Here is a 23,857-nt window from a genome sequence, read left to right as displayed (position 1 = left end):
TAAGTAAAATCCAAGAGTATGGCAAATGCTCACTCGGCTATTTCAGTGGCTTAAAACTTTTGACAAACACTCTGTTGATGATCAACAAACTGATTATTTCAAGGGTGTCAGAGAACAGGTGGCAGAAGAACCACCTGAACTAACTAATGCGGATTTGGAATTGTTGTTCACTCAGCTGCTGCAAGGTGTGAATCACGGGCGGGGTCAGCAGTGGGCAATTAAGTACTTGCAACGGATGGAAGACCGGATTAGTGTTGAACGCTGGATAGATTGGCTATTAGTGTTTGGCGAAAAATTACTGATGTCACCAGCACCAAATCATCATTTAGGTAGACAAATGGTGCAGTTGGGCGAATTGGGGATTGGGAAGGTGGGAGAACTGTCCTATGACATTGGTATTCGTTTGCTAAACAGGGAATTTATCGGAATAGATGATTTGGATGAGGAATTAGAAGCATCTTCCACTAAAGTCGCAGAACCTAGCGAAAATATCCCAGATTCTCCAGGGCAGGAATTAATCCGCAGTTTGGGAGACTTATTATGGGAGTCGGAAGAACCAGGAACGACTCCTTTGAGAGCAACATCAGAATTTTCTCCTGTTGATGAAGACACAATTGAAAACTTGCAGGAATTGAGTTGGGAATATCAAATAGCTCCGACTGAATCGGTGTATGAAGACACAATCGAAAATTTACAGGAATTGAGTTGGGAATATCAAACAGCTCCGACTGAATCGGTGTATGAAGACACAACAGAGAATTTACAGGAATTGAGTTGGGAATATCAAACAGTCCCGACTGAATCAGTGGATGAAGACACAACAGAGAATTTACAGGAACTGAGTTGGGAATATCAAACAGCCCCGACTGAACCAGTGGATGAAGACACAACAGAGAATTTACAGGAACTGAGTTGGGAATATCAAGAGGCGGAATTTGCGACGACAGCACCAGCCTTACTGATGCCGGCTCAGGAAGATGTCATCAGTAATTTAAGCGAACTGGTATTAGACTACAGAGAACAAAACTCAGCAGCTATAGTATCAACTCAAAGTAACTGGGATCAGTCTTTAGTCAATTTAGACCCCAATGTAGCGTATACCTTGGATGAGTTGATGGTGCGGTTGGATCAAAGTGCCAATTTAGTCCATCAGTTGGCGGCTAATCTGATCGTGCAGACAAATCAGCAACCAGTGATTACCAGTGAACGATCAAATGCCTTTATCCAGGCACAAGCATTATTTTATCAAGGGTTGCAGCAAGCCAAAAGTGGTGATTTATCAGGAGCGATCGCTACTTATGAGCAAGCCATTCAATTAAATCCCAATTCCTATGAATACTGGTTCAATCGTGGTTTAACTTTATTCCATTTAGAACGGTTTGTGGAAGCGATCGCCTCTTACGACCAAGCGATAGAACTGAAGCCCGATTACTACAAAGCTTGGTATAACCGGGGTGGGACTTTAGGACAATTAGGACTGTATGAGGAAGCGATCGCCTCGTTTAAGCAAGCGATCGCTGTTCAGGCTGATACTCCAGAGGCTTGGTCTAGTAAGGCTTGGGCGGAGTTGAAGTTGGGACAAATTGGGGATGCGATCGCCTCTTATGATGAAGCCTTAGTTTTGTCACCCGAAGACCAAGAAAATTGGTATTACCGAGGAATTGCGTTAGGTGTAGATGAACAATACGAAGCGGCGGTTGCATCTTATGACAAAGCTTTAGAGATTCAACCAGATTTCCACGAGGTTTGGATTGACCGGGGTGTAGTCTTATTCAATTTAAAACAGTGGTCTGAAGCGATCGCATCTTGGGACAAAGCATTATCCATCCGAGCAGATTTTTACTTAGCTTGGTATAACCGGGGTGTGGCTTTAGAAAACTCAGGTCGCCGAGAAGAAGCGCTCGCCTCCTATAAGCAAGCCATAGGGATTAAACCAGATTTTCACCTAGCTTGGTACAACCAAGCGGTGGCGTTGTTTTATTTAGAACGATTTTTAGAAGCGATCGTTTGTTATGATCACGCCTTACAAATCAAACTCGACTACTGGGAAGCTTGGATTGGTCGAGGGACGGCTATTGGTAATTTAAATGATACAGAAACACCGTTAAATTTATTGACTGCTATAGCCGCAAATAATTCTGCCTTAAAGCAGGCTGGCTATGAAGGTAAATTAGCTAGTTATCAGGAAGGTTTAAAACATATTCGCCCAGATACTCACCCAGAAGGTTGGGGGAGATTGCATCTGGCGATCGCTAATAGTTATTACGAACAAGGTAAACAGTATTCTACATCCCGTAACTATTGGCGCAAAGCAGTAACCGAGTACAATCAAGCCCTATTAACTCTCACAAGTGCAGGTTTTCCTCAGTTACATTTAGAAGTTTTACAATCCCTTATCAAATCATTGCTAGGGCTAGGACAAACAGCACAAGCCCAAGAATTACAGCAACGCGGCTCAAATTTATTACAACAATTACTAGGTGAACCGACTCGCACCACAGAAATTAAAAAACAACTAGCGCTAAAATTTGCAGGATTTGGACAATTAGCTGTTGATATATCTGTAGAATATGGTGATTTGGTTGAAGCTTGGGAAATAGCAGAACAGGGAAAGAATGCTGGTTGCACTTGGCTATTATTTGGGTGGAATGCAGATATTCCATTCCTCAATTATCGCTCGGTTCAAAAATTGCTAAATCCCCACACCGCAATTATTTATTGGCATATTAGCCCAGTCGCATTACACACTTTTATTATCAAAGACCAAGCCCCATCACCAATTCTCGTTTTTACACCAGTTCAAGATGTGGAAACAATCAACGCTACACCACTGCAAGATTTACCTTTACCTGAAGCTAGCAGACGGCTGATTGCATTTGAAAATTGGCTAGAAGATTGGCAACAAACCTATCAAGACTATCGCCAACAAGCCCAAGACCAACAAAGCAAAAGCAATCATCCCTGGCGCGTGGAGATGGAAGATAAGTTATTACAGCTAAGAAATATTCTGGAAATTGAGACAATTCAACCAGAACTTGAAGGTATTACTCAACTCATTTTAGTTCCCCACCGTGATTTATTTAAATTACCTCTCCATGCCTTGTTCCAAATCTCTGCTTCCACTGAAGAAATACCAGGTGTCAACATTACCTATCTGCCGAATATTCAAGCAGGGTTATCAGCGAGAAATCCAAATATCGGACAGTTTGCTAATCAAACATTATTAAGTGTGGAATACCCTGATAGTAAGGCTTATCCCATGCTAAGGTTTGCTAATCTAGAAGCCGAAGTTGTGAGCCAGATGTTTAAAAATAAACATCGTCTCCAAGGTACGGAAGCTACTAAAAATAATTTTGAAGATGCTTTATTTGATAACTATAATGTATTTCATTTTGCAGGTCAGGCAATTAATAGTTGCACTGAGCCTAAAACATCAGAATTAGCACTAGCGGGTGAAGATAAATTTACTTTAGAAGAAATCAGCGAAACAAATTTATCAACTTATAACTTAGTTACTATCTCCGCTTGTGAAACTATTAATAATACTAACCAAATCACTAGTAGTGAATATGTGGATTTAGTTAGTGCGTTCTTCCATAGAGGTGTTTCTCACGTAGTCAGTACTCTTTGGACTGTAGAATCATCGGCTAGCGCTTTAGTTATCATTGAGTTTTACCGCCGATTACAAGAAAAACCAGCAAATATTGCTTTAGCTGAAGCCACTGTTTGGTTAAGAGAATTAACGGCGATAGAATTAACGAAATGGTATGAAGATTTACTCAACAATCTTGATCCAGAAGAACTAAAACTGAGGGCTTATTTAGCAACACATTTATATAGAATCAGTAAAATGCCTGCGGATAAAAATCTATATTCTCATCCTTACTATTGGGCAGCTTTTATAATTACAGGTAAGCCTTAAAGCAGGTAAATCAGATGAAAAAAGTTCCACAGCAAATCCTGAAAAAGGGGATAGGGTAAATAAATCGCTCTTAATGTGGTTAAATATTTTGAGACGTTGCATTGCAACGTCTCTACTACTGAGGCTTTTCCAAAACACCTTTAGAAATCACCAAGCTTAATATGTTCCGAGAGTAGTTTTTTTAACTCCACTATGTTTTTCTTCTCTTGTTCCTTAACCTTTCTCCAAAATGCTTGTAATGAATCATACCCCTCAGCATTAGCAAGATATTGATCATACCTCCATAGGGCATCCAATCTTCGACTCAGATCGTGAACTATATCATGGTCGTGGTCTTTAACACCCCGCGATTCTCCCAGGTGTTCTACTTCCTTATTGTAGGTTTCTAAACTCATTTTTCATTCCTCTAGAACTTGATAAAATGCTCCAAACCCATCCTTTATAGCTATTTGGCTTGTAATTTCAGTGATTACAATCGCTTCCATTCTGTTGTGGTTACAGTTTGAAAACACACTATAGTCCTAAATTACTCAAGTCCTATCAATATTTACTCTTCCTATTTGTAGATACGAATATTTATCAACCGACTGAATTTTGTAGCTACAACATCTATTTTTATGCTCGACTACCCAATAAGGATGATCTACATTCAATACGGTTCGGTTAAAGTTATGAGTGGGTAGAAACTTTGCAATGCAACGTCTCTACTTAGGTATCATTGCATTAGGGAAAACTTGTAACCAGTTGTAGATGCTTTGTTTGGGTGAATTTTTACTAAGATGGCATCGTTTTTGAGATAGCGATCGCCTGATTGGAAAAAGCGAATTTTGCCAGTTGCACCAACTGCATAAAAGTTAGGATTACGCAAAACTTTTTGCAATCCTTCACGAGTTTTACTTTTTTGTAAACCAGTAATTACAGCTACAGTTGCATCATAACTGGTGGCAGAACGCCAAGTTACGGAATTTCCCCACAGACGTTGGGAATCCTTGCTAAAATGATTCTGCGTATTGGCTTCTGGATGCCAAGGTACAGCTAACATTAAACTATTCACATCGGCTTGTCCTTGTTGTAAGGTTTGGGATGTGTAGAGTGTGGGACTAGCAAAGAGCCTCAATCTACCTTTATTAGCTGCGGCTATATCTAAAGCTTTGTTAATTCTATCTACATGAGGCGCTAAAACTAAGCCATTAGCACCACTACTAATCGCTTCCGTAATTACTTGGCTGGGATTAAAATCATCTGCGGATAAATCGCAGTTAATATTCACAATATTACCCCCAGCTACACGAATAGCATAGTCAAATTGATCTCGAAATGATTGATTATCTATAGCTTGCTCATCTACACAAATTGCTAAATTTTGCGTGCGAATTGTTTTGATGGCATAGTTAGATAAAACATCAGCAAGTAACCTAATATTAGGTGCAGTCCGGAATATATAAGCACCACATCCCGCTAATTTTAAAGAAAAGCTGGTGGGGGAAATATTAACTAATTTACCTGCTTGATAAATAGGACAAGCGGCGACAGAAACATCTGAGGCATTGTGACCGATTACCGCTAAAATTTGCTTATCGGCAACAAAGTAACTTGCTAGTTGTTGAGAAATTTCTGGGTTGTTATCATCGCTGGCAATTTCTACTTGCAGTAAGTGTCCTTGAATCCCACCTTTTCGATTGATTTCATCTTGAGCTTGCGCCACACCTTGGAGTATTTCTTTGGCAACATTCAGGTTACTACCGATGGGGACACTAACCGCAATTTTTAAGATTTTACCACTACGAGCAGCTAAGGAATTTTGTAAATATATGTGTGTTTCTGGGTCATTAAATACTTTTTGCAGAGATAGTTCAAATAGGGCGATCGCTTGCTGATAATTCCCCATCGTAAAGGCTTCTACACCCGATTGTTTCTCACGACTAGGGTTATCTTGGACTAAGATTTTATCTCCCAAACTGATCCTGTGTTGCAGCGAGTTTTTCGGTACGAAGCTGTAACCACTAGGTGCTTTGAGATCAGGTTTCACTTCTACTAAGATAGCATTGCCCACGCGATCGCCTTTGCGATCGCCCCAAGATAAAAACTGAATCGTCCCTGTAGCACTTTGTAGAGAGAAGTTTTGAGCGAAGGCTTTTTGGATACCAATTCTGGTGTTATCTTCCTGTTTCAGTGCTACGGCGATAGCCTTAGTTGCATCAAAGGCTGTAGCTGTACGCCAAGTAATTAAATCTGGTTCACGCCACAAATTTTTGGCATTCTGCACAAATTCTTTATTTGGAGAAACATCTGCTAGCCAAGGAGTTGCTATCACCATTCCCTGGACTGCATTGCCTGCATCGAGTATGGTTTTAGTCTGTAAGCTGGGATTTCCTAATAATCGCAACTTACCTTGATTAAGTTTCGCCACATCCACTGCTTTACTCATTCTATCAACTTGAGGATTGAGTAAAATAGCGTCTACATTCTGAGCGATCGCATTGCTCACAATAGTTTCTGGACGAAAATTTCCTGAAGCGAAATCACAGTTAATATTATTTATATATTGTAAGCGTTTATAAATGATCGAATTCACAAATGCTTGTTCAAAAGACTGATCTGTAGCTCGTGAATCACTACAAATCATTATTTTATTCATACCAGTAGTTTTGGCGTATTCAGCCAAACTCTCAGCAATCACATTAAAGCTGATAATTGTTCTATAAATATAGTTACCGTCACTGTCAGGGCGGGGGCGATCTGTTAATCTTGTAGAACTGCTAGTTGGTGAAACCATCACTAATTTTCCTGCCTGATAAATATCAGACGCAGGCACACTTGCATCACTACTGTTATGCCCTACTACTGCTAAGATATCTGCATCTTGGACAAATCTCTGGGCTACTTGTTTGGCAATTTCCGGTCTATTATCGTCATTGGCAATGGTAACTTTTAAAAACTTGCCGTGAATCCCACCTTGCTTATTTATTTCTTGCTGCGCTTGTGCAACTCCTCTCAAAATTTCTTGGGCGACATTGGAGTTATTTCCAATAGGTACAGCAACGCCAATTTTTAGTCCTGCTTGATTGGCGACCTTAGCATTATTTAAATAGATTAATGTTTCTGGATCATTATAATGCTCGCGCAAAGAATCTTGAAACTTTTCTTGAGCTAACTGGTAATTACCCTGTTTAAATGCCTTGATGCCATCTTGTTTATGAGTAGTTATAAATGTCTTAACTAAAATATTATTGCCATCACTAAAGCGTCTGTGAAATTTCCATTCATTAATAATCGCTGTAGAAATATAGCTGAAAGTAACTACTAAACCTGTCAAAATAGCTGCTCTCACCCCTATTTTTGCCCAATTACTTGGTTGGGGATATTTTAATTCTGCTGCTGCTGGATTTTGAAAAATTACAGGTAGCCAGGAAGCACAAGGATAATCGTTTTCCAATTCCTCTTGTAAGCGATCGCGACTTTGTTGTACGGAGGCGTATAATGATTCACCAGATGCAAAAGCTGTTAAAAAATATCTCAAGAAATGTTGTGCTACTACATCGGGTACAGGCTCCCGCATCACAATTGTGTAAGGAATTCGCACATCAGCTAAATTGCGGGCTAATCCTATACCATCGCAGGAATTAAAGATGGCTAATTTTAATCCTTTATTAACAGCATGGCGGAGTGTGTGACGCAGACTATCTAGAGATAAAGTTTCCTGAGGATTAATTTGAATTTGCCCAGAAATATCATCATTATGGCTACAACTATGTCCAGCAAAAAAGAAAATATCCCAAGCCTGAGTCCATAATTTATCTCTAAGTTGTTGGCGTGATGGTTCTTGCAACAGTTCAATAATTGCGCCAGGCAATTTTTTGATTGTTTCCAAATCTTGTTGAATATCAATACCTTGATTGTTGCCGAGAACTACCAGAATTTTGACAGGATTTTTTAATTTTTGTTTATTAGGTTCATATTCAGAACTAACTATAATTTCTGGGCGATTATGACTATCCTGAAAAATATCCCATAGATGCCAAGGAATGCGGCGTAATAAGACATCTTGTGTTTGCAAAATAAAACGCACATCCTGCCAATCGCCGACTTTTTGTAATAATTGCCGTTCTAATTGTCTAACTACTGGTTGATTTAACCATTCGTTGAAACTAAATTGAAACCTTTGAGCAGCATAATGACAAGTCTCTCTGGTGGATACATTGGTAATTTGAGTTTCGGGAACAGTGATTAACCAATTTGCAGGCAAGTGACGATAACTTGATTGCCATTCATAATAATGTTGAGGAATTGTTAATGCTGGTGGCAATCTGCCGAGAATTTCCTGAGAATGGGGTTGACGTTCTTCCCCAATTCTGATTTTCACAGGAAATCCCTGCTGAAAACTGCCTTCTCCAATCTCGAAGATAACCAGCTTACCCACTGTTTCTTCCTTGTAATAATTTGTCTATTAAATGACAAAATTTTCTGTAAAACTTATATTATTTATCGTAACTCGAACTTGAAATTTTTCGCCGAATTCTGCACAAAATTTGCACTGAATGTAATCATCTTTATTTTCTCGCGCTTGGACTTCTAAAAATGATTTTTTATGTTCATCTAGTCCAACTAATTGTAATCCTGGCGGTAGATAAGGCTGATTTCCCATTGGATAGACACGCAATAAGACAGCAGCATTTCTATCTGGTTTGGATAAAATTGCTACCATTAAAGCTACAGGATGTCCTGCCAGTTGCATTCCTAAATCGATGATGCGTCTAGCACTGATAGCGGGATGATTAGGTTCAAGAGTCCATAATATTTCGGCTAAAGTCCAGCGAGTTTCTTCCTCTGGAGTTGTTTTTAAAAGATGAGCGATCGCCTCAGTAAATTTAGTGTAATCATCAGTAGTGGGAGATACTTCTATATTTCCTACTTTCCTCCAAGTAAAACTTTCTAATAGTTCCATAGGTAAACTTTTTTCCCAACTGCGAGCAGGATATAATTGCTCAACTACTTGCCAAGCTTTTTCCGGAGTATCCAGTTCCCAACCCCGCACACGTTTGGAACGAAAGGCTAATTGAGTGCTTCTTTGGCTTGATAATTCTTCTACACTTTGCCAGTTATTTGTATAGATACCTTCTAGCCATTGCCGTAAATGTACTAGATGGGAATGTTCGATTAAGACTGTTAATGATTGCAGTTGTTCAAGGGTAATTTCTGGGGTGGTGACATTGGCAATAAATCCCCGAATTTTACCTTCCTTGCAAGTGTGATTGATTTCTACAACTACACAACCAATGCGATTATCCCAAACTTCTGGGGGAATGTTACAAGAGCGATCGCCCATCCGCATCGGCCGACATTCTAAACGTCCCACACCAGTTAGTAGTAAATCTGCAACATCAGCAACTAAGCGTCCTCGTGGATGCCAACTATAGCTAGCTTCTAGTTCTGTCGGGATATCCAGCATCGTCAAATAACTATGAACTACCTGTATCGCCAAGGTATTCAGATATACTTGTTTAGCTTTTTCCGCAGTTGGTTGTTCTTGGGCAAATTCCAGGGCTGTTTGGCGAAACTTTTCTGGAATGGGTATGGAGATGATTTGCTGTTCACTAAGGTAACTCATACTCATGATCAAAATAACCTTGGGATATGCCAAAATCGAGGAGCCGGGGAAAGCAATGACGTTGATAGAAGCCGCTCAGAGTGGCGATGGAAACACCAAACTCTTGAGATAATTCCTTCCAAGAAGTTTCTGGTGGTAAACGACGTTCAATTAAGACCAAACAATTGATATCTGGGCGGTTACTTACATAAATACGGCGTAAATTCTTTGCTTCCTGTTTTAACCATTCCTGAATTTCTTCGAGAATGAGTGGTGGTTCTGGTCTAGAGGGAATGAAATCTGTGGGGTCTATTTCTTCGCCATTTTCATCTGACAAATGATAAATAATTTTTTGATCAGGAATGCTGATATCTTTAAGCCTGTACCGCAAGTACGCATTTAGCCAAGTAATCACACTCCCTTGACTGGAATCGTAGGGTTCCTCAGTAGTTGTGGCTTCGCAGAGATTGAGGCAAAAATACAGCCAGGTTTTTTGTATCGCCTCTTCTGCATCAGGCACACCCACACCCCGTAATAGTTTACCTGTTCGCTGAATCCGCCAGATAATTTCATGCAATCCTTTCTGGCGTTCAATGCTACCCCTTGGATGCTGGCAGGTTTCTTTAACAAGTGCGGTTAATTCATCCATACTCTTAGATAAGTGTATTTTCTTCTCTGTGTCTTTGCGCCTCTGCGGTGAAAAAACACAGAGACACAGAGAGACGCTAAATTCCCAGGACTTATTCCTTACCAGACTTGATCTGATTGATCACTTGAGCAACATCAACACCAGTAGTTTGACGCAACTGCTCGATTAAAGAAGCCATTTTAGGCACACTACCACCATTATTGGCATCAATCACAGTTAAATTTTCTACTGTCACTTCTGGTACTCCCGCCACCATCATTTTCAATAGGGGTTCGAGTTTTTGGAAGATAAAGATTTCCCGCGCCGATGTACCTGCATTTTGCCAGGATTCCGCTAGACGCTGGGTTCCTGCGGCTTGGGCTTTACCCTCCTCGATGATTTTGGCAGCATCTCCCTTAGCTTGAGCGATCGCACCATGACATTCTGCTTCGGCTGGGGCGACAATATCGGCTAGTAGTTGATTTTCTACCTTTTTGATCCGTTCGGTTTGGACTGCTACTTCTGCTTGCACTTTGGCAATCTGGACGTTAACGACCGATTCTACCTCTGCAATCACAGCTGTGCGTTTGGTGAGTGCATCTCTAACTCTGCGTTCGGCTTCGGCTTTAGTAATTTGCAAATCTCGTTCGATTTGTCTGAGTTTAGTAATCCGGTGATTTTCGGAAGACTTAATTATAGACTGGGCTTTGGCTTCAGCTTCTGCTATCCGCGCATCTCGCAATAATTCTGCCTGTTGCTTGCGCCCAATAGAATCTAGATAACGTACCTCATCAAAGATATTCTGGATTTGCAGGTTGTCTAAAACCAATCCCAACTTTTCTAAATCATCCTCCGCCTCTTCCAACAAAGTTTTAGCAAAGGTGATTTTATCTTCATTCACCTGTTCCGGTGTCAGATTCGCCAAGACTCCCCGCAGATTTCCTTCCAATGTTTCCTTGGCTAATTGTTCAATATCCTTACGACTTTTACCCAACAGTCGCTCAATAGCATTGTGAATTGTTGGTTCTTCACCAGCAATTTTAATATTCGCTACCCCTTCCACTGTTAAAGGAATTCCACCTTTTGAGTAGGCGTTAGACACCCGCAACTCAATAATCATGTTAGTCAAATCCATGCGGAAAGTTTTTTCCAACAGAGGGATTTGAATACTACTACCGCCTTTCACCAAACGATAACCAACTGATCGCTTATCATCAATCACAGTCCGACTACCTGCAAAAATCAGCACCTCACTGGGCTGACAAATATAGTACAAGTTGCGAATCACCCACCAACCTGCGGCGGTTCCTGTACCAAACATTCCTAAAAGTAAAACGATAATTTCCATAATTTTTAGTCAATAGTCAGTTGTCAGTTATCAGTAGCTAATAGTTTTCTTCTCTCCCTACTCCCTATTACTTAAGGTTCCTGCAACATCAATACCCAAGGTACGATTGACGTTTTCTAGGAATTGCAGCACGATTTCGGGGTAAACGCTGACTAGACTGGCTACGGATTTACCATCGCCGTTATCAATTACATTGACTTTTTCTAGTTGAATGCGTTTAGGAATCTGCACCGCTTCTTGGAGGACGGCTTCAATTTGTTGAATCAGGAACAACTTAGAAGCATCGCTACCGGTTTGTTGCCAAACTTGGGAAAGAATATCGTTGACTAAAGCGGCTGCTTTGGCATTTTCTTCTAGGAAGGCGGCTTCCCCTTTGGCGCGGAATTCTTGGGCTTGACGGCGGGCTTCGGCTGGGAGGACTTCATCTGCTTGTAGGCGTAGGCGTTCTAATTCAGCCCTGAATGCTTGTAGGACTTGTTCGGCTTTGGCTTTCTTTTCTTGAGCTGCTGCTGTGGTAATTTCTTCTTCAGATTTGGCTTTTTGTTCTAGCTGGGCTTTGATTTTGCGGAGTTCGTTTTCTTTCTCCAGCACAATTATTTGGTCTTGGGTTTTGGCGACTTGGGCGTATTCTTCAGATTGAGCTTCGATTTGTTCTGCTTGGGTGAGTGCATTGGATTCAGCAATTTCTGCGTCTCGAATCACTAAGGCGATTTGCTTACGTCCCCAAGATTTGAGATAGTCCACATCATCGGAAACACTTTGAATTTTTAGAATATCTAGTTGCAATCCCAATTTGCTGAAGTCACGACTGACATCGGAGGCGATACGCTGGGCAAAACTCAGACGGTCTTCGTTGAGTTCTTCTGGTGTGAGGGTAGCAACTACACCCCGGAGATACCCTTCTAGAGTTTCGCGGGAAACACGAGTGAGTTCTGAGCGATCGCGGTCTAAAAAGCGTTCAATTGCGTTACCCACAACCATCGGATCTGAGGAGATTTTTACGTTGGCGATCGCCTGAATATTTAAAGGCGTTCCCCCTTTGGCGTAAGCGTTTCGCACTTCCACCCTGACCGGCATAGTCGTTACATCCATGCGCTTGACTGTTTCCACTATGGGAATCCGAATGGCGCGTCCACCTAATAGCACTCGATAACCCATCTCTTGTCCATCTTTAGTCCGCCATTTGCGTCCCGAAAGAATTAAGATTTCATTGGGTTTGCAGATACATAGAAAAGACTTGACAAACCACACAAATACAACTGCACTAAAGATAGATAGAGCCACAGGAAGAGCGCTATAAAGCAGACCTTCAAGAGCGTTGTTTTCTTTGTTAGTAACAGGTGGATTTACATCAATCTGCGCTACTGTAACAGTTCTTAATTCTTGTTTAAGTAAGTTCATAGTTAGTCAATAGTCAATAGTCAATTTCTTCTAAACAGAAACTACCCAAACTTTATTACCATCAATTCGGACAACAACAACTGAATCGCCTTGATTAAATTGATGAACTTCATCACTGAAGGCGACAAAATCTACTAGAGAACCTTTGAGATTGACACGTACTTTCCCCGGACTGTTGTGGTTTAAAGGGACTTCCACTACACCAAAACAACCAACTACATTATCAATACGTATCAGGCTATCTACTGCTTGTCGTCGCCGTTGGACATAAATTAATCCCACAATGAAGACACCAACAATAAGTCCTAATACAACGGCAATACCTGCAATTACGAGAATTGAATTATTCATTGCCTCATATCCAAGTTATCCATCATGATTAATTCCCATTTATTCATGACATAAAATCATAGAGTATTAACGAACATTTGCCCCACTCCTCACTCCCTACGCACGTAATTAAGTATGACTGCGACACGGCGAACAAAATCAAAGCCAATTTCTATATAAAGAAGGCAGAGAAAACAGCAGAAATTCTGCTATATCCCTGCTGTTATTGAACGCGGTATATGGAGATTACAGTTGCGGTTCTATCAGTATTTCTGTAGCAGTGGGACAAAGTTATCTAGATTGTTACAAAAGTTCACAAATTAAGTCTTTCCCAGTTCTGAAACTGAGTGTGGCGAAAGTTTCATAGAGATGCTCACAGAGAGTAAGTTTGTGAGCATTATCAGGGTAAAGTTAGGCGATCGCTAAACTGCTATCTTGAGTGATGAATATAGGAAATCTATAAATCTAGATACTATACCTATCTCTTCTGGTAGAAGGAAAAATTAATAGGAATTAATACATTACTATTAGGTTTTTACATAATAAAAATATGAACATTATCGCTTGGATTATTCTTGGTTTAATCGCTGGAGCCATAGCTAAGGCTATTTACCCTGGTCGCCAAGGTGGAGGCATTTTAGGAACTATGATTTTAGGTATCATTGGTGCTTTAGTTGGTGGAACCATCGTCACACTTTTAGACACAGGAACACTACAATTAACAGCAGCAACTCTCAGTATTTCTGGAATAATTGTGGCTATTATTGGGGCTATAGTTGCTATCTTCCTGTGGAACTTAATTACTGGAAGTTCCAGAAGTTACTAAGAAAATGAAAACAATCATGGTTAGAGTGGATTTATTCAAAACTAACCTTTTTTTAATCAAAAAAATCAAAATATAAATACTCCACACTTTTACAAGTAGTGGAGTAATAAATCATAAAATACCAGTTTATAAAAACTAACTTGGCACCATGTGAATTTTAAGAATTGGAAAGTCTGTTGAAAATTTGTTATTCAATTATTTTCTTCAATTCATCCTTGATATTTTCGGTAGTATGAATTACTTGAGCCTCTGCCTGTTTAGCTTGACCCTCAGCTTTATCTGATGGGTTTCCACTGATTTCGCCAATCACTTCTTGTACTTTACCTTCAATATTTTTAGCAGTTGCTTCAATTCTTTTTTCAGTACTCATATTTTTATTCACTTAATTAAAATCTCAACATAAAATAACTTATCAGGATGTGAGTTTTTATGTCTCTATCAGGGGAAAGATATTACTTGTATTCCCTTTGGTCAAAGTAGAAGATAGTCAATTGATAGTAGCCTCAGTATCCGTGTAGCATCCGGTAAGGAACGCAAAAAATAGCTCATAAACTGGCTGACTAACCTGTAAGGTAAAGTGGAGTAGAAAACCTTTCAGTATTAGGAGCAGCCATGTACGTGCTAATTGGTGGAGCAGGGCTAGTGGGGCTGAGTTTGGCTAAAAAACTAGTAGAGCTAGGTCATACTGTTGCCGTGATTGATATTGATCCTACCGCTTGTCGTTATGCTCGTGAACAAGTGGGAGCTATGGCTTTTGAAGGTAGTGCAGTGAGTACAGAGGTATTGTTAGAAGCTGGTATTCGTAAAGCTAATTCTTTAGCAGCTGTCTTACGCAGTGATGCTTTAAATCTGGCAATGGTAACTCTTGCCAAGCACTATGGTGTTCCCCATATTTTAAGCCGGATGCGTCACCCTGATTTTGCCGAACCGCTTCGTCTATCTGGAGCCAATCATATTATCAGTACCGTCGAACTATCAGTTTCAACAATGGTGAACGCTATTGAGTATCCCCAAGTAGAATCAATGATGCACTTTGAGCAAGGACAAATTGAAGTTTTAAAACTGGGTATCTCCAATAATTGTTATGTAGTTGGTCATAGTGTTGCTGAAATTGCTCAAGATTTTCGCTTTCCTACTGGCTCCCTAATTATTGGTTATCAACCCCATCCCCATGATGATCTAATGATTCCTAATGGTAGTACAGTACTAGAACCCGGTTCAACTGTACTGATCGTCACAAAACCACACTGTTTACATCAAGTTATTGATTTTATCGAAGGCTGTAAATAGATTAGTCTGCGTTGATTTCTCAACATACTTATATAGGCGGGAACAGGTAAAAAAGACAGGAAGCAGGAAAGAATGAATATGAAGTGTAATAAATTTTTAAGGGCAAAGCGTAGACCATGCCAACAAAAATTCAATAAAAGTTCCATAGCTCCATTAAAGCTTTATCGACCTTTGTATTTATCAATTACATTTCTTATTCTTGTATCTTGTCAATCCACGGATATTCAATCAAAGTCAAAATCTAATAATTTTCCGGTAAACTCACATCCAAAAACAGTGACTTTGGATGAAAATTTTCAGATGGCAATGGGACAAACAATTTATGTTCCTATTTATTCTCATATCTATCATCACAATAGACAAGAAGATTTTAAATTAGCTGCAACTCTGAGTATTCGGAATACTGACTTGAGCAATCCATTGATCATTACTTCTGTACGCTACTATGGCTCTAACGGTAAATTAATCAAGGAGTATTTAGAGAATCCTATTCAACTTGATATCCTGGCTGCTTATGATGTTTTTGTGGCAAGAGATAATACAAGCGGAGGAGTAGGTGCAAGCTTTATTGTGGAGTGGGTAGCGACAACAGAAATCTCTGAACCAATAGTGGAAGCAGTGATGATTGGTACTGACTTTCAGCAAGGAATTTCTTTTATTAGTCCTGGGAGAGTACTGAAAAATCCAAAAAAATAATAAAAAATTAAAAATCTCTCACTTCTTTGTAAGAGACTGATAAAAAATAAATTCCCCCATTTACGGAAAACATCAGGATTATCAATCATCTTCCAGTTGGAGTAATTGTTCATCGAGGTTTTGTATCATTTTTTGCACAATTTCTTCGGAAAGAATTCGCTTACGCATTGCTTCTGTAAGCGCTCCTTTCTCCGCTAATAGTAACCGACGACGAATAGCATCAAGTTTGCTCAACACATCACTTTTGCTATCCAACTCATCTGGACGATGATTATAAAATTCACGTAATGATTTTTCGGCAGCTGCTATTTGCACTTGGTAAGCTGAACGCATTTCTTCATAAATAGCTTTTGGTAATACTCCTGTTTTAAATAGAATATCTAATTCATCTTGTGCAGCTTTAGCAGTGATTAATTTAGCTTGTAAATTCTCAATCTCCTGATAAAGTACCGATGAACTAGATAAGCGCAAACGTTTCACTAACCAAGGTAAACTTACTCCCTGTCCCAATAAAGATAACAAGACTGTACCGAAAACTATAGCAATTATTTGCTCTCGTCCTGTTACTGTTGCAGGTATACTTAGCGCCAACGCCATAGAAAGGGAGCCTTTAATATTACCCAAAAACAGGACGTGTTGCCAACGCCAAGGTATGGGACGGTCAAAATATTGTACTAAAGCTAACAGAGGATAAACAGATAATATACGTCCTATTTGATAAGCAACTATTGCCAGTAGAACTGCGGGAAGAACTCGCCAAAGAGTGAGTAGGTCAATTTCTAAACCAATTAGTAAGAAAATAAAACTATTAACTCCAAATGCAATAGATTCCCAAAAACTAAGTAAAGTTAATCGAGTAGAAGCGGATACATTACCGGAAAGTCCTAAAGTTCCTACTATTAACCCAGCAACAACTACAGCAACTACACCGGAAACACTAAACCATTGCCCAACTTGAAAGGCTCCTAATGCTACAGCTACAGTCAGTAAAATACTACTAAGCGGCTCATCTGAGCGAACAAATAAATCAGCACTCAAATAACCAAAAGCCAAGCCTACTAAAGTTCCACCAACAATCACTACAAATAGCTCTTGCAGTCCATCTAAAACAGGTAAGGAACCATCTGCATTAATTTTCAAAATTAAGCTAAATAAAACTAGCGCTATACCGTCGTTAAATAAACTTTCTCCCTCAACAATACTGGAAAGACGAGATGGAACAGACACCTCCTTAAACACAGCAATTACAGAAACGGTATCGGTAATTGCCAAAATTACCCCAGCCAAAAGTGCTGCTGTCCAATTGAGTCCTAGTACCAATTTCAACAACAGTGCTGTTACACCTGAAGAAATGACAACACCTGGCCCTGCTAATAAGGCTATGGGTTTAACAATGCTGCGGAGGCGACTGACATCAGTATTTATGGCTGCCCCAAAGACGAGAATGGGCAGAAATAGGTTTAAAATCAGCGAACCGTCCAGCCCAATACGACGTGGTAAGAGTTCAGTGATGGCTAAACCTGCTAAAACCAAACCTATGACATAAGGGACGCGCAGCCAACGAGTCAGCAGTGCTACAACAGTAGCAACTAGCAGCAGAATAATTGAAATACTTACTAATTCAGCTACATTCACTTTGATTTAAAAAATTGAAGGTATCAGTCAAGAGGGTCAAACCTATTTACTATAAGTGCTACGGGAATCATTGGTAAACCTACAAGTAAACAGATTAACCATTGAGTTAAATTTAGTGGAGCAGTAGCAAATAAAATATTCATCAAACTCCATTGACTGAAAATTATTTGCAAAACTATGGTAGTGGCAAGACCAATTGCAATAGCTGAGATATCGCTAAGTGGCTGCCTAACTCCCCGCAAGAAATTAACTGCGGCAATTCCTAGTTGACTAATACTTAATAGATAAAACAGTCTACCGGATACTAAAGCTTGAATTGCCATTGTTCTGGCTAAATCGATGTTGCCTGTGGAGCGCCGTATCCATTCAAATACACCAAAAATTAAGATCCAGTTAAAGATAGATATTGCCAAGATGCGCTTGAGTAAACTTTTGGAGAGTAATGGTTCACGGGGACTACGGGGGGATAATTGCATTACCCTTGGAGACTTCGGTTCAAAGGCTAAGGGTACAGTCATGGCAATGGAATTAACCATATTTAACCAGAGAACTTGTAAAGATAAAATTGGCAAATCTCTGGCAAGTAATACACTAATTAAGATGGTCATCGATTCGCCGCCATTCACAGGGAGGATAAAGGCGATCGCTTTCAATAAATTTCGGTAAACAGTCCGTCCTTCCTCAACTGCCGCTTCAATGGAGGCGAAGTTATCATCAGTCAAAATCATGTCGGCGGCTTCTTTGGCTACTTCTGTACCCGCACCCCCCATTGCAATGCCGATATCGGCTTGTTTCAAAGCTGGTGCATCGTTGACACCATCACCCGTCATCGCCACAATCTCGCCCTTCGATTGCAGTGCTTCCACGATACGGAGTTTTTGTTCTGGCGCAACACGAGCAAATACTGCCCCATCTTCTATGGCTGTAGCCAGTTGTGATTGTTCCATTTGGGCTAGTTGCGCGCCAGTGAAGGCGAGAACTTCCCCATGTTTATTAAAGCCCATGCGTTGAGCGATCGCTCGTGCTGTCACCGCATGATCGCCTGTAATCATTTTTACTTGAATCCCGGCATTTTGACAGGCAGCCACGGCGGCGATCGCTTCGCCTCTTGGGGGATCAATCATCCCTTGTAATCCCAAGAAAACTAAATCGTTTTCGATATCTGCATGATCCAGGGAATCTTGAGTAGGCGGGACAGATTTCTGTGCAAATGCCAACACCCGTAAACCCTGATGAGCCATTGCATCTACTTCTTGATGTAAAGTTTGGGTATCTACAGGAGTAGGATTACCATCCGCATATAACATTTGCTGACAACGTTGGAGGATGGACTCAACCGAACCTTTAACGTAGATAGTTCTGGTTTCTAATGAGTCTTCCCGACTACCTCCTTCATGCAAAGTTGCCATGTATTGAAACTCAGACTCAAAGGGGATGACATCCAGTCTGGGCATTTCTGGTTCTAAGCTATTACTAGCCAGTCCAACTTTATTAGCAACAACTGTCAACGCTCCCTCTGTGGGATCGCCGATCACTTGCCATTGTTCATCCTTATATTCTAAGTGAGAGTCATTACATAACAATCCAGCTTTGAGACATTCTGCTAACACTGGAGAATGAAGCCAATCTACTGGCTGTTCATCTAATAAAATTTCCCCTTCTGGGATATAGCCCGTACCTGTAACTGTATAGTATTTACCACCTGCATAAATCGCTTGTACAGTCATCTGGTTTTCTGTGAGAGTACCAGTTTTATCCGAACAAATGACTGTAGCACCACCGAGGGTTTCCACGGCTGGTAGTTTCCGCACGATCGCGTGTCGCCTCGCCATCCGGGAAACACCTATTGCTAGCGTTACTGTTACTACAGCAGGCAATCCTTCAGGAATAGCACTGACAGCAAAAGCCACCGCCGCCTCAAACATTGCAGCCCAGGAATTACCATATCCCAGTCCGACGGCAAACGTGAGCGCCGCTATGCCCAGAATCACATATAGTAATGTGCGGCTAAATTTATCAAATTTCCGCGTTAGGGGGGTCTTGAGGCTAACGCTTTCTTCCATAAGTTGGGAGATGCGCCCGGTTTCTGTAGCTTTTCCAATCGCTACGACAATCCCTTTACCAGTCCCAAAGGTGACAAAACTGCCAGCATAAGCCATGTTAGCCCGTTCTGCTAACACTGCATCTGCATTCACAGGTTCAATATTTTTTTCAATGGCGACAGATTCACCCGTGAGTGCTGATTCATTAACTTGCAGATTTCGGGACTGGATCAAACGCAAATCTGCTGGTACTTTATCACCAGAAGTTAGTAACACCAAATCCCCTGGGACTAACTCTGTTGAGGGAACTTGCAACTTTTGACCGTTGCGAAAGATAGTTGCATTAGTTTGAACTGAAGAAGCTAAAGCAGCGATCGCACTTTCGGCTTTTGATTCTTGAATAAAGCCAATAATGGCATTAATTAAGGTAACACCCCAAATCACCCAAGCATTCACCCACTGCCCAATCAAGGCCTTGATTGCACCTGCAACCAACAAAATATATAGTAACGGTTGGTTAAATTGCAGCAAAAATCTGATGATTGGGTTGACTCCCCGTTTCCCCTTGAGTTCATTAGCGCCAAAACTTTCCTGGCGTTTTGTCACTTGATCCAACGTCAAACCTGTCTCTAGATTTGAGTCCAAATGTTGAGCTACCTTTGATGCGGGTAGATTATGCCATTGGTATGACTGTATGGTTCCTTCAACTGTTGTTGTCATTTTGTTTGCCTCAAGATTTACCATAGGCACGCTAAATTCAGATTATTAGCTGTTTGTTTTGAGCTAATGCCTAGAAATCATAAAGAATAAATGTGATACAAAAGTGACAGTAAATAAAACCAAACTCTTTTCCCTTGCTCCCTGCCCCCTGCCTTATAATTATTTCACCTTGCTATCTCTGCTTAGTGCTTTTTTGTTGTAGGAGCGATCGCCAGTCTTGGAGAATTTCTTCTGTCCAGAGCCAATTTTTGCTCAATTCATCTAGCTGAAAATTAATAGGATCTTTTTCTAGGACTGTTTGACGTAATTTAATGGCTTCATTTATATATTGTGCCTGTTTTGCAGGTGGTAAACCACGAGCAGATTTATACATCCCCAAGGCTAAACCAGCATAAGCAGGTAAAGCTTCTGGAGGTACATCTGATTGGGGAGGTATTTCTGTAGAAAAGAATGTATTGCCTTGTTTGAGAGCTAAATTTAATGCTTGAAACCAAGAATCATTTGCTCGATTGATATTACCTTCAGCATAATAAGCAAATCCTAAAGCATTAATATATAACAGCGAATTTGGGTTAGCTCTGACCGCAGTTTCCCAGTAACGACGGGCATCATCAATACTGTATTGTTTATCACCTGTTTGGATAGACTGCCAAGCTAATCGCCCTCTCAAGAAGTTAACCGATGCTTGTTTTTCTTGGTCGGACGAAACCAATTGTAAGGCTGATTGAGCAGGTTGTAGTGCGTTGCGATCGAGTAATTCTTCCACAGAGGCCAATCCAGCATCTAAATCGCCTTGATTCAATTGTTCTGTAGCCGTGGCTGTTACCATTCCTGTAGACATTTCCCGTAAATTAGTGGGGGGTTGAGTCTCAATTGGTAATGATGGGGTGGGAATTCCTGGTATGTCGCGCACGAAGAATATCTGGCGATTTTGCCATAACCAACTAAAGATCAACATAATGGCGATCGCACTAGCCCCAATTATCCCCATAATCTGCCAACTTTGGCGACGTTGGCGGTTTCTCGATGCCAAACGACGGAAATTTTCTAAATCTTGGGACAAGTTTTGAGGAGTATGATTCGTTGCTGGTGGTACAAATACTGAGATATCTTCCCTCGGTGCAGTAGACATCTGCTGTTCTACATAACTATTTTGTAGCAGTTGTCCAACTTCTGGAGGTAGTTCAGGTTCTTCATCTTCTATGCTTTGCTGATCTAGTTGACGAAATATATCCGAAACAAAAGCAGAATCCTCTGCATAACTTGGGTCATCATACTCAATTTCATCTACAAGATCACCCCAAGTTTCTTCACCTAACCAGTCCATTCCCGAAGAATCACGAATTAAGCCAGAGGGGATCATATCCTCAATTGGCAAAGACATCTCCGTATCATCTAGTACGCCAGAATAAGTAGCTGCGGTATTTGTTGCCAATGGTGAACTATATTCATCCAGTAAATCAACACTTGTAGCAGTAGAAACCTTAGGGCTGAGGAAACCGTCAAATTCCGGCTGGAGATAGAGAATTGGTAATGCCCAGTACAATTGGTGTGAGCCATAGGCAGAAATTAATCCTTGGCGTACCCGACTCACACACAAATCTACAGGATAACCCTGACTCAAGTTGCGGTAAAACAATTGTGTGAGAGTCAACGCCACTTCATCGGGAATACGTTCTGACATAGCCAAAACGCTTTGAATACCGAGCTTAACTAAGCTATCTGTGAGGTTGCGTTCTCCTGTGTCACCAGTATTATCAAGAGTAGCGCTGTATGCGCCCCAACAGGAGTTAAAAACCGCCATTTGGATATTATTGTTAACCAACAGACCCGCCAAATCATCACCACTCAAGGTTTCTGTTAAGCCAGTCCGACTACTTACCAGATAAATCTCACCACCGTTCGGCCCTAAGTTGCTATGACCGGAATAGTGTAAAACATGATATCTTCCTTGTTCTAGGGCTTGGGTTAGTTCTTCTCTCCCTGGTTGGTTGAGTAGGGTGAGGTCAATTTCTGGAAGATAATTGTTGCCTTCTATTGATCTGGGTAGGCGACGGTGTAGTTCAGCTTGCAGTCTAATAGATTCTTGTTTAAGCAGATCCAAACTTGCTTGATCTGTGGGTGATGCAAGTACCATTAAAACTCTGACCACACCGTCTTCTAAAAGTTTTTGTCTACTAGCTGAAAGCAAGCGAGACGCGGGAGAAATACCACTTTGGTAGCGAGAAAAAGCAATATAAGGGCCTGTTGCTAGGGGGCGATCGCCTGCGTGCATCACTTCCCAAGGCAGACGTGCTAACCTAGTATCCTTGAGACCCAGCCTTAGACGCAGTACTTGTTGTTGATTTTGAGCAATACCTTGGGCAGTAATTAAGCTATCTCTAAGAGTGCCTTGAAACAGTGCGTTATACAACTGTTGACCCAGTGCAACTAGGTTAACAGAATTTCTAGCGATCGCACTTTCCCGCCCACCAGAGATAAACGCATCTCCCAGCAATACTGACTTTAATGGGTCATTCATCAAATGCCCAGCCGCCGCCAACCAATCAGCTACAGGCCATGTCACCAGTTCTTCTGCCAAAGGAACTCCAGGCGCGACTTGTTCCGTCCGCACCAAGTAGTCATTCTGCCCTACTGGGGTTACAGAAATGTGAAATTCCTGGGACACAACTTCTCCTACTTGCCTCCTAAATCTATTTTGAAACGCGAAAGTTTCAATTCGATTTCTCGCTCCTGCTGATATTTGAGATGCACCAAACTACTGAATGTTTCTCTAGTCAATCGTTTTGCTTGCTCTACATTTACAACTTTATCCGGATTGATTGGCATCCGCCCAGAAAAGTTTAATGGTAGATGCACCTTGATCTTCAACTCCTCTAGTTGGATGATACCGACTGGGAGTTTTTTCTATAACTAGCATATACTTAGATTATTCTACTGTCTTGGGCTGGGAAAATTTACCAATTCCCTATCACAACCTTAACAAATTAGTATTTCACGTAACTTATAAAAAAATATTTGATAACTAAATACTTACTTGGCAAACACCAACTAGGTATTTTTTATGTCTAGCAAAGAGCGATCGTCATTCTGCTACATTTATCCGGAAATAGCCAATTATAGTTGGAAAGACTAGTTGGTAGATGCACCCTGATAACTGGCTCCTCTAGTTGGCTGCCACCACTAGGGGCTTTTTTATGCCTAAATTCTGACAAATTCATCCGGAAAAGGTCACATATCGGTAGAACAATTAATTGGTAGATGCACCCTGATAACTAACTCCCCTAGCTGGCTAACACCGACTGGGGGCTTTTTTATGCCTAGCAATCACCCATCAGCAATTCTGACAAATTCATCCGGAAAAGGTCACATATCGGTAGAACAATTAATTGGTAGATGCACCCTGATAACTAACTCCCCTAGCTGGCTAAC

General features: G+C 40.8%; 16 protein-coding genes. 4 read left to right on the top strand and 12 right to left on the bottom strand.

Going from position 1 to position 23,857, the window contains the following annotated elements:
• Nucleotides 1-25: 25 nt before the first annotated feature.
• Nucleotides 26-3,922: a CHAT domain-containing protein gene (locus tag H6G18_RS14620; protein WP_190407833.1), complete on the top strand. Its 3,897-nt coding sequence runs from the start codon at nt 26-28 to the stop codon at nt 3,920-3,922.
• A gap of 140 nt (nt 3,923-4,062) precedes the next feature.
• On the opposite strand, the gene H6G18_RS14615 is transcribed toward H6G18_RS14620, so the two are convergent.
• The 7 genes from H6G18_RS14615 to H6G18_RS14585 all read right to left on the bottom strand — a co-directional run bounded on the left by H6G18_RS14615 (nt 4,063) and on the right by H6G18_RS14585 (nt 13,237).
• Nucleotides 4,063-4,317 (bottom strand): hypothetical protein, encoded by a 255-nt coding sequence (locus tag H6G18_RS14615; RefSeq protein ID WP_190407832.1) that lies wholly within the window; start codon nt 4,315-4,317, stop codon nt 4,063-4,065.
• Nucleotides 4,318-4,637: 320 nt separating this feature from the next.
• Nucleotides 4,638-8,342, bottom strand: coding sequence for an ABC transporter substrate-binding protein (locus H6G18_RS14610; RefSeq protein WP_190407831.1), 3,705 nt, complete (start codon nt 8,340-8,342; stop codon nt 4,638-4,640).
• 27 nt (nt 8,343-8,369) lie between these two features.
• Nucleotides 8,370-9,530: a DUF1822 family protein gene (locus H6G18_RS14605; protein WP_190407830.1), complete on the bottom strand. Its 1,161-nt coding sequence runs from the start codon at nt 9,528-9,530 to the stop codon at nt 8,370-8,372.
• Nucleotides 9,517-10,158 (bottom strand): sigma-70 family RNA polymerase sigma factor, encoded by a 642-nt coding sequence (locus H6G18_RS14600; protein ID WP_190407829.1) that lies wholly within the window; start codon nt 10,156-10,158, stop codon nt 9,517-9,519. Before H6G18_RS14600 ends, H6G18_RS14605 begins: the two co-directional genes overlap by 14 nt.
• A gap of 91 nt (nt 10,159-10,249) precedes the next feature.
• Nucleotides 10,250-11,485: a flotillin family protein gene (locus H6G18_RS14595; RefSeq protein ID WP_190407828.1), complete on the bottom strand. Its 1,236-nt coding sequence runs from the start codon at nt 11,483-11,485 to the stop codon at nt 10,250-10,252.
• A 57-nt stretch (nt 11,486-11,542) separates the two neighbouring features.
• The gene (locus tag H6G18_RS14590) at nt 11,543-12,886 is read right to left on the bottom strand and encodes a flotillin family protein (protein ID WP_190407827.1); all 1,344 of its coding nucleotides are present in this window, start codon (nt 12,884-12,886) and stop codon (nt 11,543-11,545) included.
• A gap of 30 nt (nt 12,887-12,916) precedes the next feature.
• Entirely contained in the window at nt 12,917-13,237 is a 321-nt protein-coding gene (locus H6G18_RS14585; protein WP_190407826.1) for an NfeD family protein, read from the bottom strand.
• Between the two features lie 529 nt (nt 13,238-13,766).
• Between H6G18_RS14585 and H6G18_RS14580 the strand changes: the two genes are divergently transcribed.
• The gene (locus H6G18_RS14580; protein ID WP_190407825.1) at nt 13,767-14,042 is read left to right on the top strand and encodes a GlsB/YeaQ/YmgE family stress response membrane protein; all 276 of its coding nucleotides are present in this window, start codon (nt 13,767-13,769) and stop codon (nt 14,040-14,042) included.
• 187 nt (nt 14,043-14,229) lie between these two features.
• Here H6G18_RS14580 and H6G18_RS14575 read toward each other — a convergent pair whose 3' ends face one another.
• Entirely contained in the window at nt 14,230-14,412 is a 183-nt protein-coding gene (locus H6G18_RS14575) for a CsbD family protein (protein ID WP_190407824.1), read from the bottom strand.
• A 242-nt stretch (nt 14,413-14,654) separates the two neighbouring features.
• Here H6G18_RS14575 and H6G18_RS14570 point away from each other — a divergent pair, with 242 nt between their 5' ends.
• Together H6G18_RS14570 and H6G18_RS14565 are read left to right on the top strand one after the other, a co-directional pair.
• Nucleotides 14,655-15,332, top strand: a complete 678-nt coding sequence (locus H6G18_RS14570) for a potassium channel family protein (RefSeq protein ID WP_190407823.1) — start codon at nt 14,655-14,657, stop codon at nt 15,330-15,332.
• Nucleotides 15,333-15,410: 78 nt separating this feature from the next.
• A complete protein-coding gene (locus tag H6G18_RS14565; RefSeq protein ID WP_190407822.1) occupies nt 15,411-16,028 on the top strand; it encodes a DUF3124 domain-containing protein in 618 nt (205 codons plus the stop codon).
• An 81-nt stretch (nt 16,029-16,109) separates the two neighbouring features.
• On the opposite strand, the gene H6G18_RS14560 is transcribed toward H6G18_RS14565, so the two are convergent.
• The 4 genes from H6G18_RS14560 to H6G18_RS24600 all read right to left on the bottom strand — a co-directional run bounded on the left by H6G18_RS14560 (nt 16,110) and on the right by H6G18_RS24600 (nt 23,254).
• On the bottom strand, nt 16,110-17,663 hold the full coding sequence (locus H6G18_RS14560; RefSeq protein ID WP_190407821.1) for a cation:proton antiporter: 1,554 nt from the start codon (nt 17,661-17,663) through the stop codon (nt 16,110-16,112).
• Nucleotides 17,664-17,686: 23 nt separating this feature from the next.
• Nucleotides 17,687-20,425 carry a cation-translocating P-type ATPase gene (locus H6G18_RS14555; protein WP_190407820.1) on the bottom strand — a complete coding sequence of 913 codons (2,739 nt, stop codon included), beginning with the start codon at nt 20,423-20,425 and terminating at the stop codon, nt 17,687-17,689.
• 172 nt (nt 20,426-20,597) lie between these two features.
• Nucleotides 20,598-23,093: a cell division protein HetF gene (hetF, locus tag H6G18_RS14550; protein ID WP_190407819.1), complete on the bottom strand. Its 2,496-nt coding sequence runs from the start codon at nt 23,091-23,093 to the stop codon at nt 20,598-20,600.
• Nucleotides 23,094-23,101: 8 nt separating this feature from the next.
• Complete coding sequence (locus H6G18_RS24600) at nt 23,102-23,254, bottom strand: hypothetical protein (RefSeq protein WP_206757214.1); 153 nt, start codon at nt 23,252-23,254, stop codon at nt 23,102-23,104.
• Nucleotides 23,255-23,857: the final 603 nt, after the last annotated feature.

It is taken from the genome of Anabaena subtropica FACHB-260 (genome assembly GCF_014697105.1).
GTDB lineage: Bacteria > Cyanobacteriota > Cyanobacteriia > Cyanobacteriales > Nostocaceae > Trichormus > Trichormus subtropicus.
This window is presented reverse-complemented; position numbering and strand designations above follow the sequence as displayed.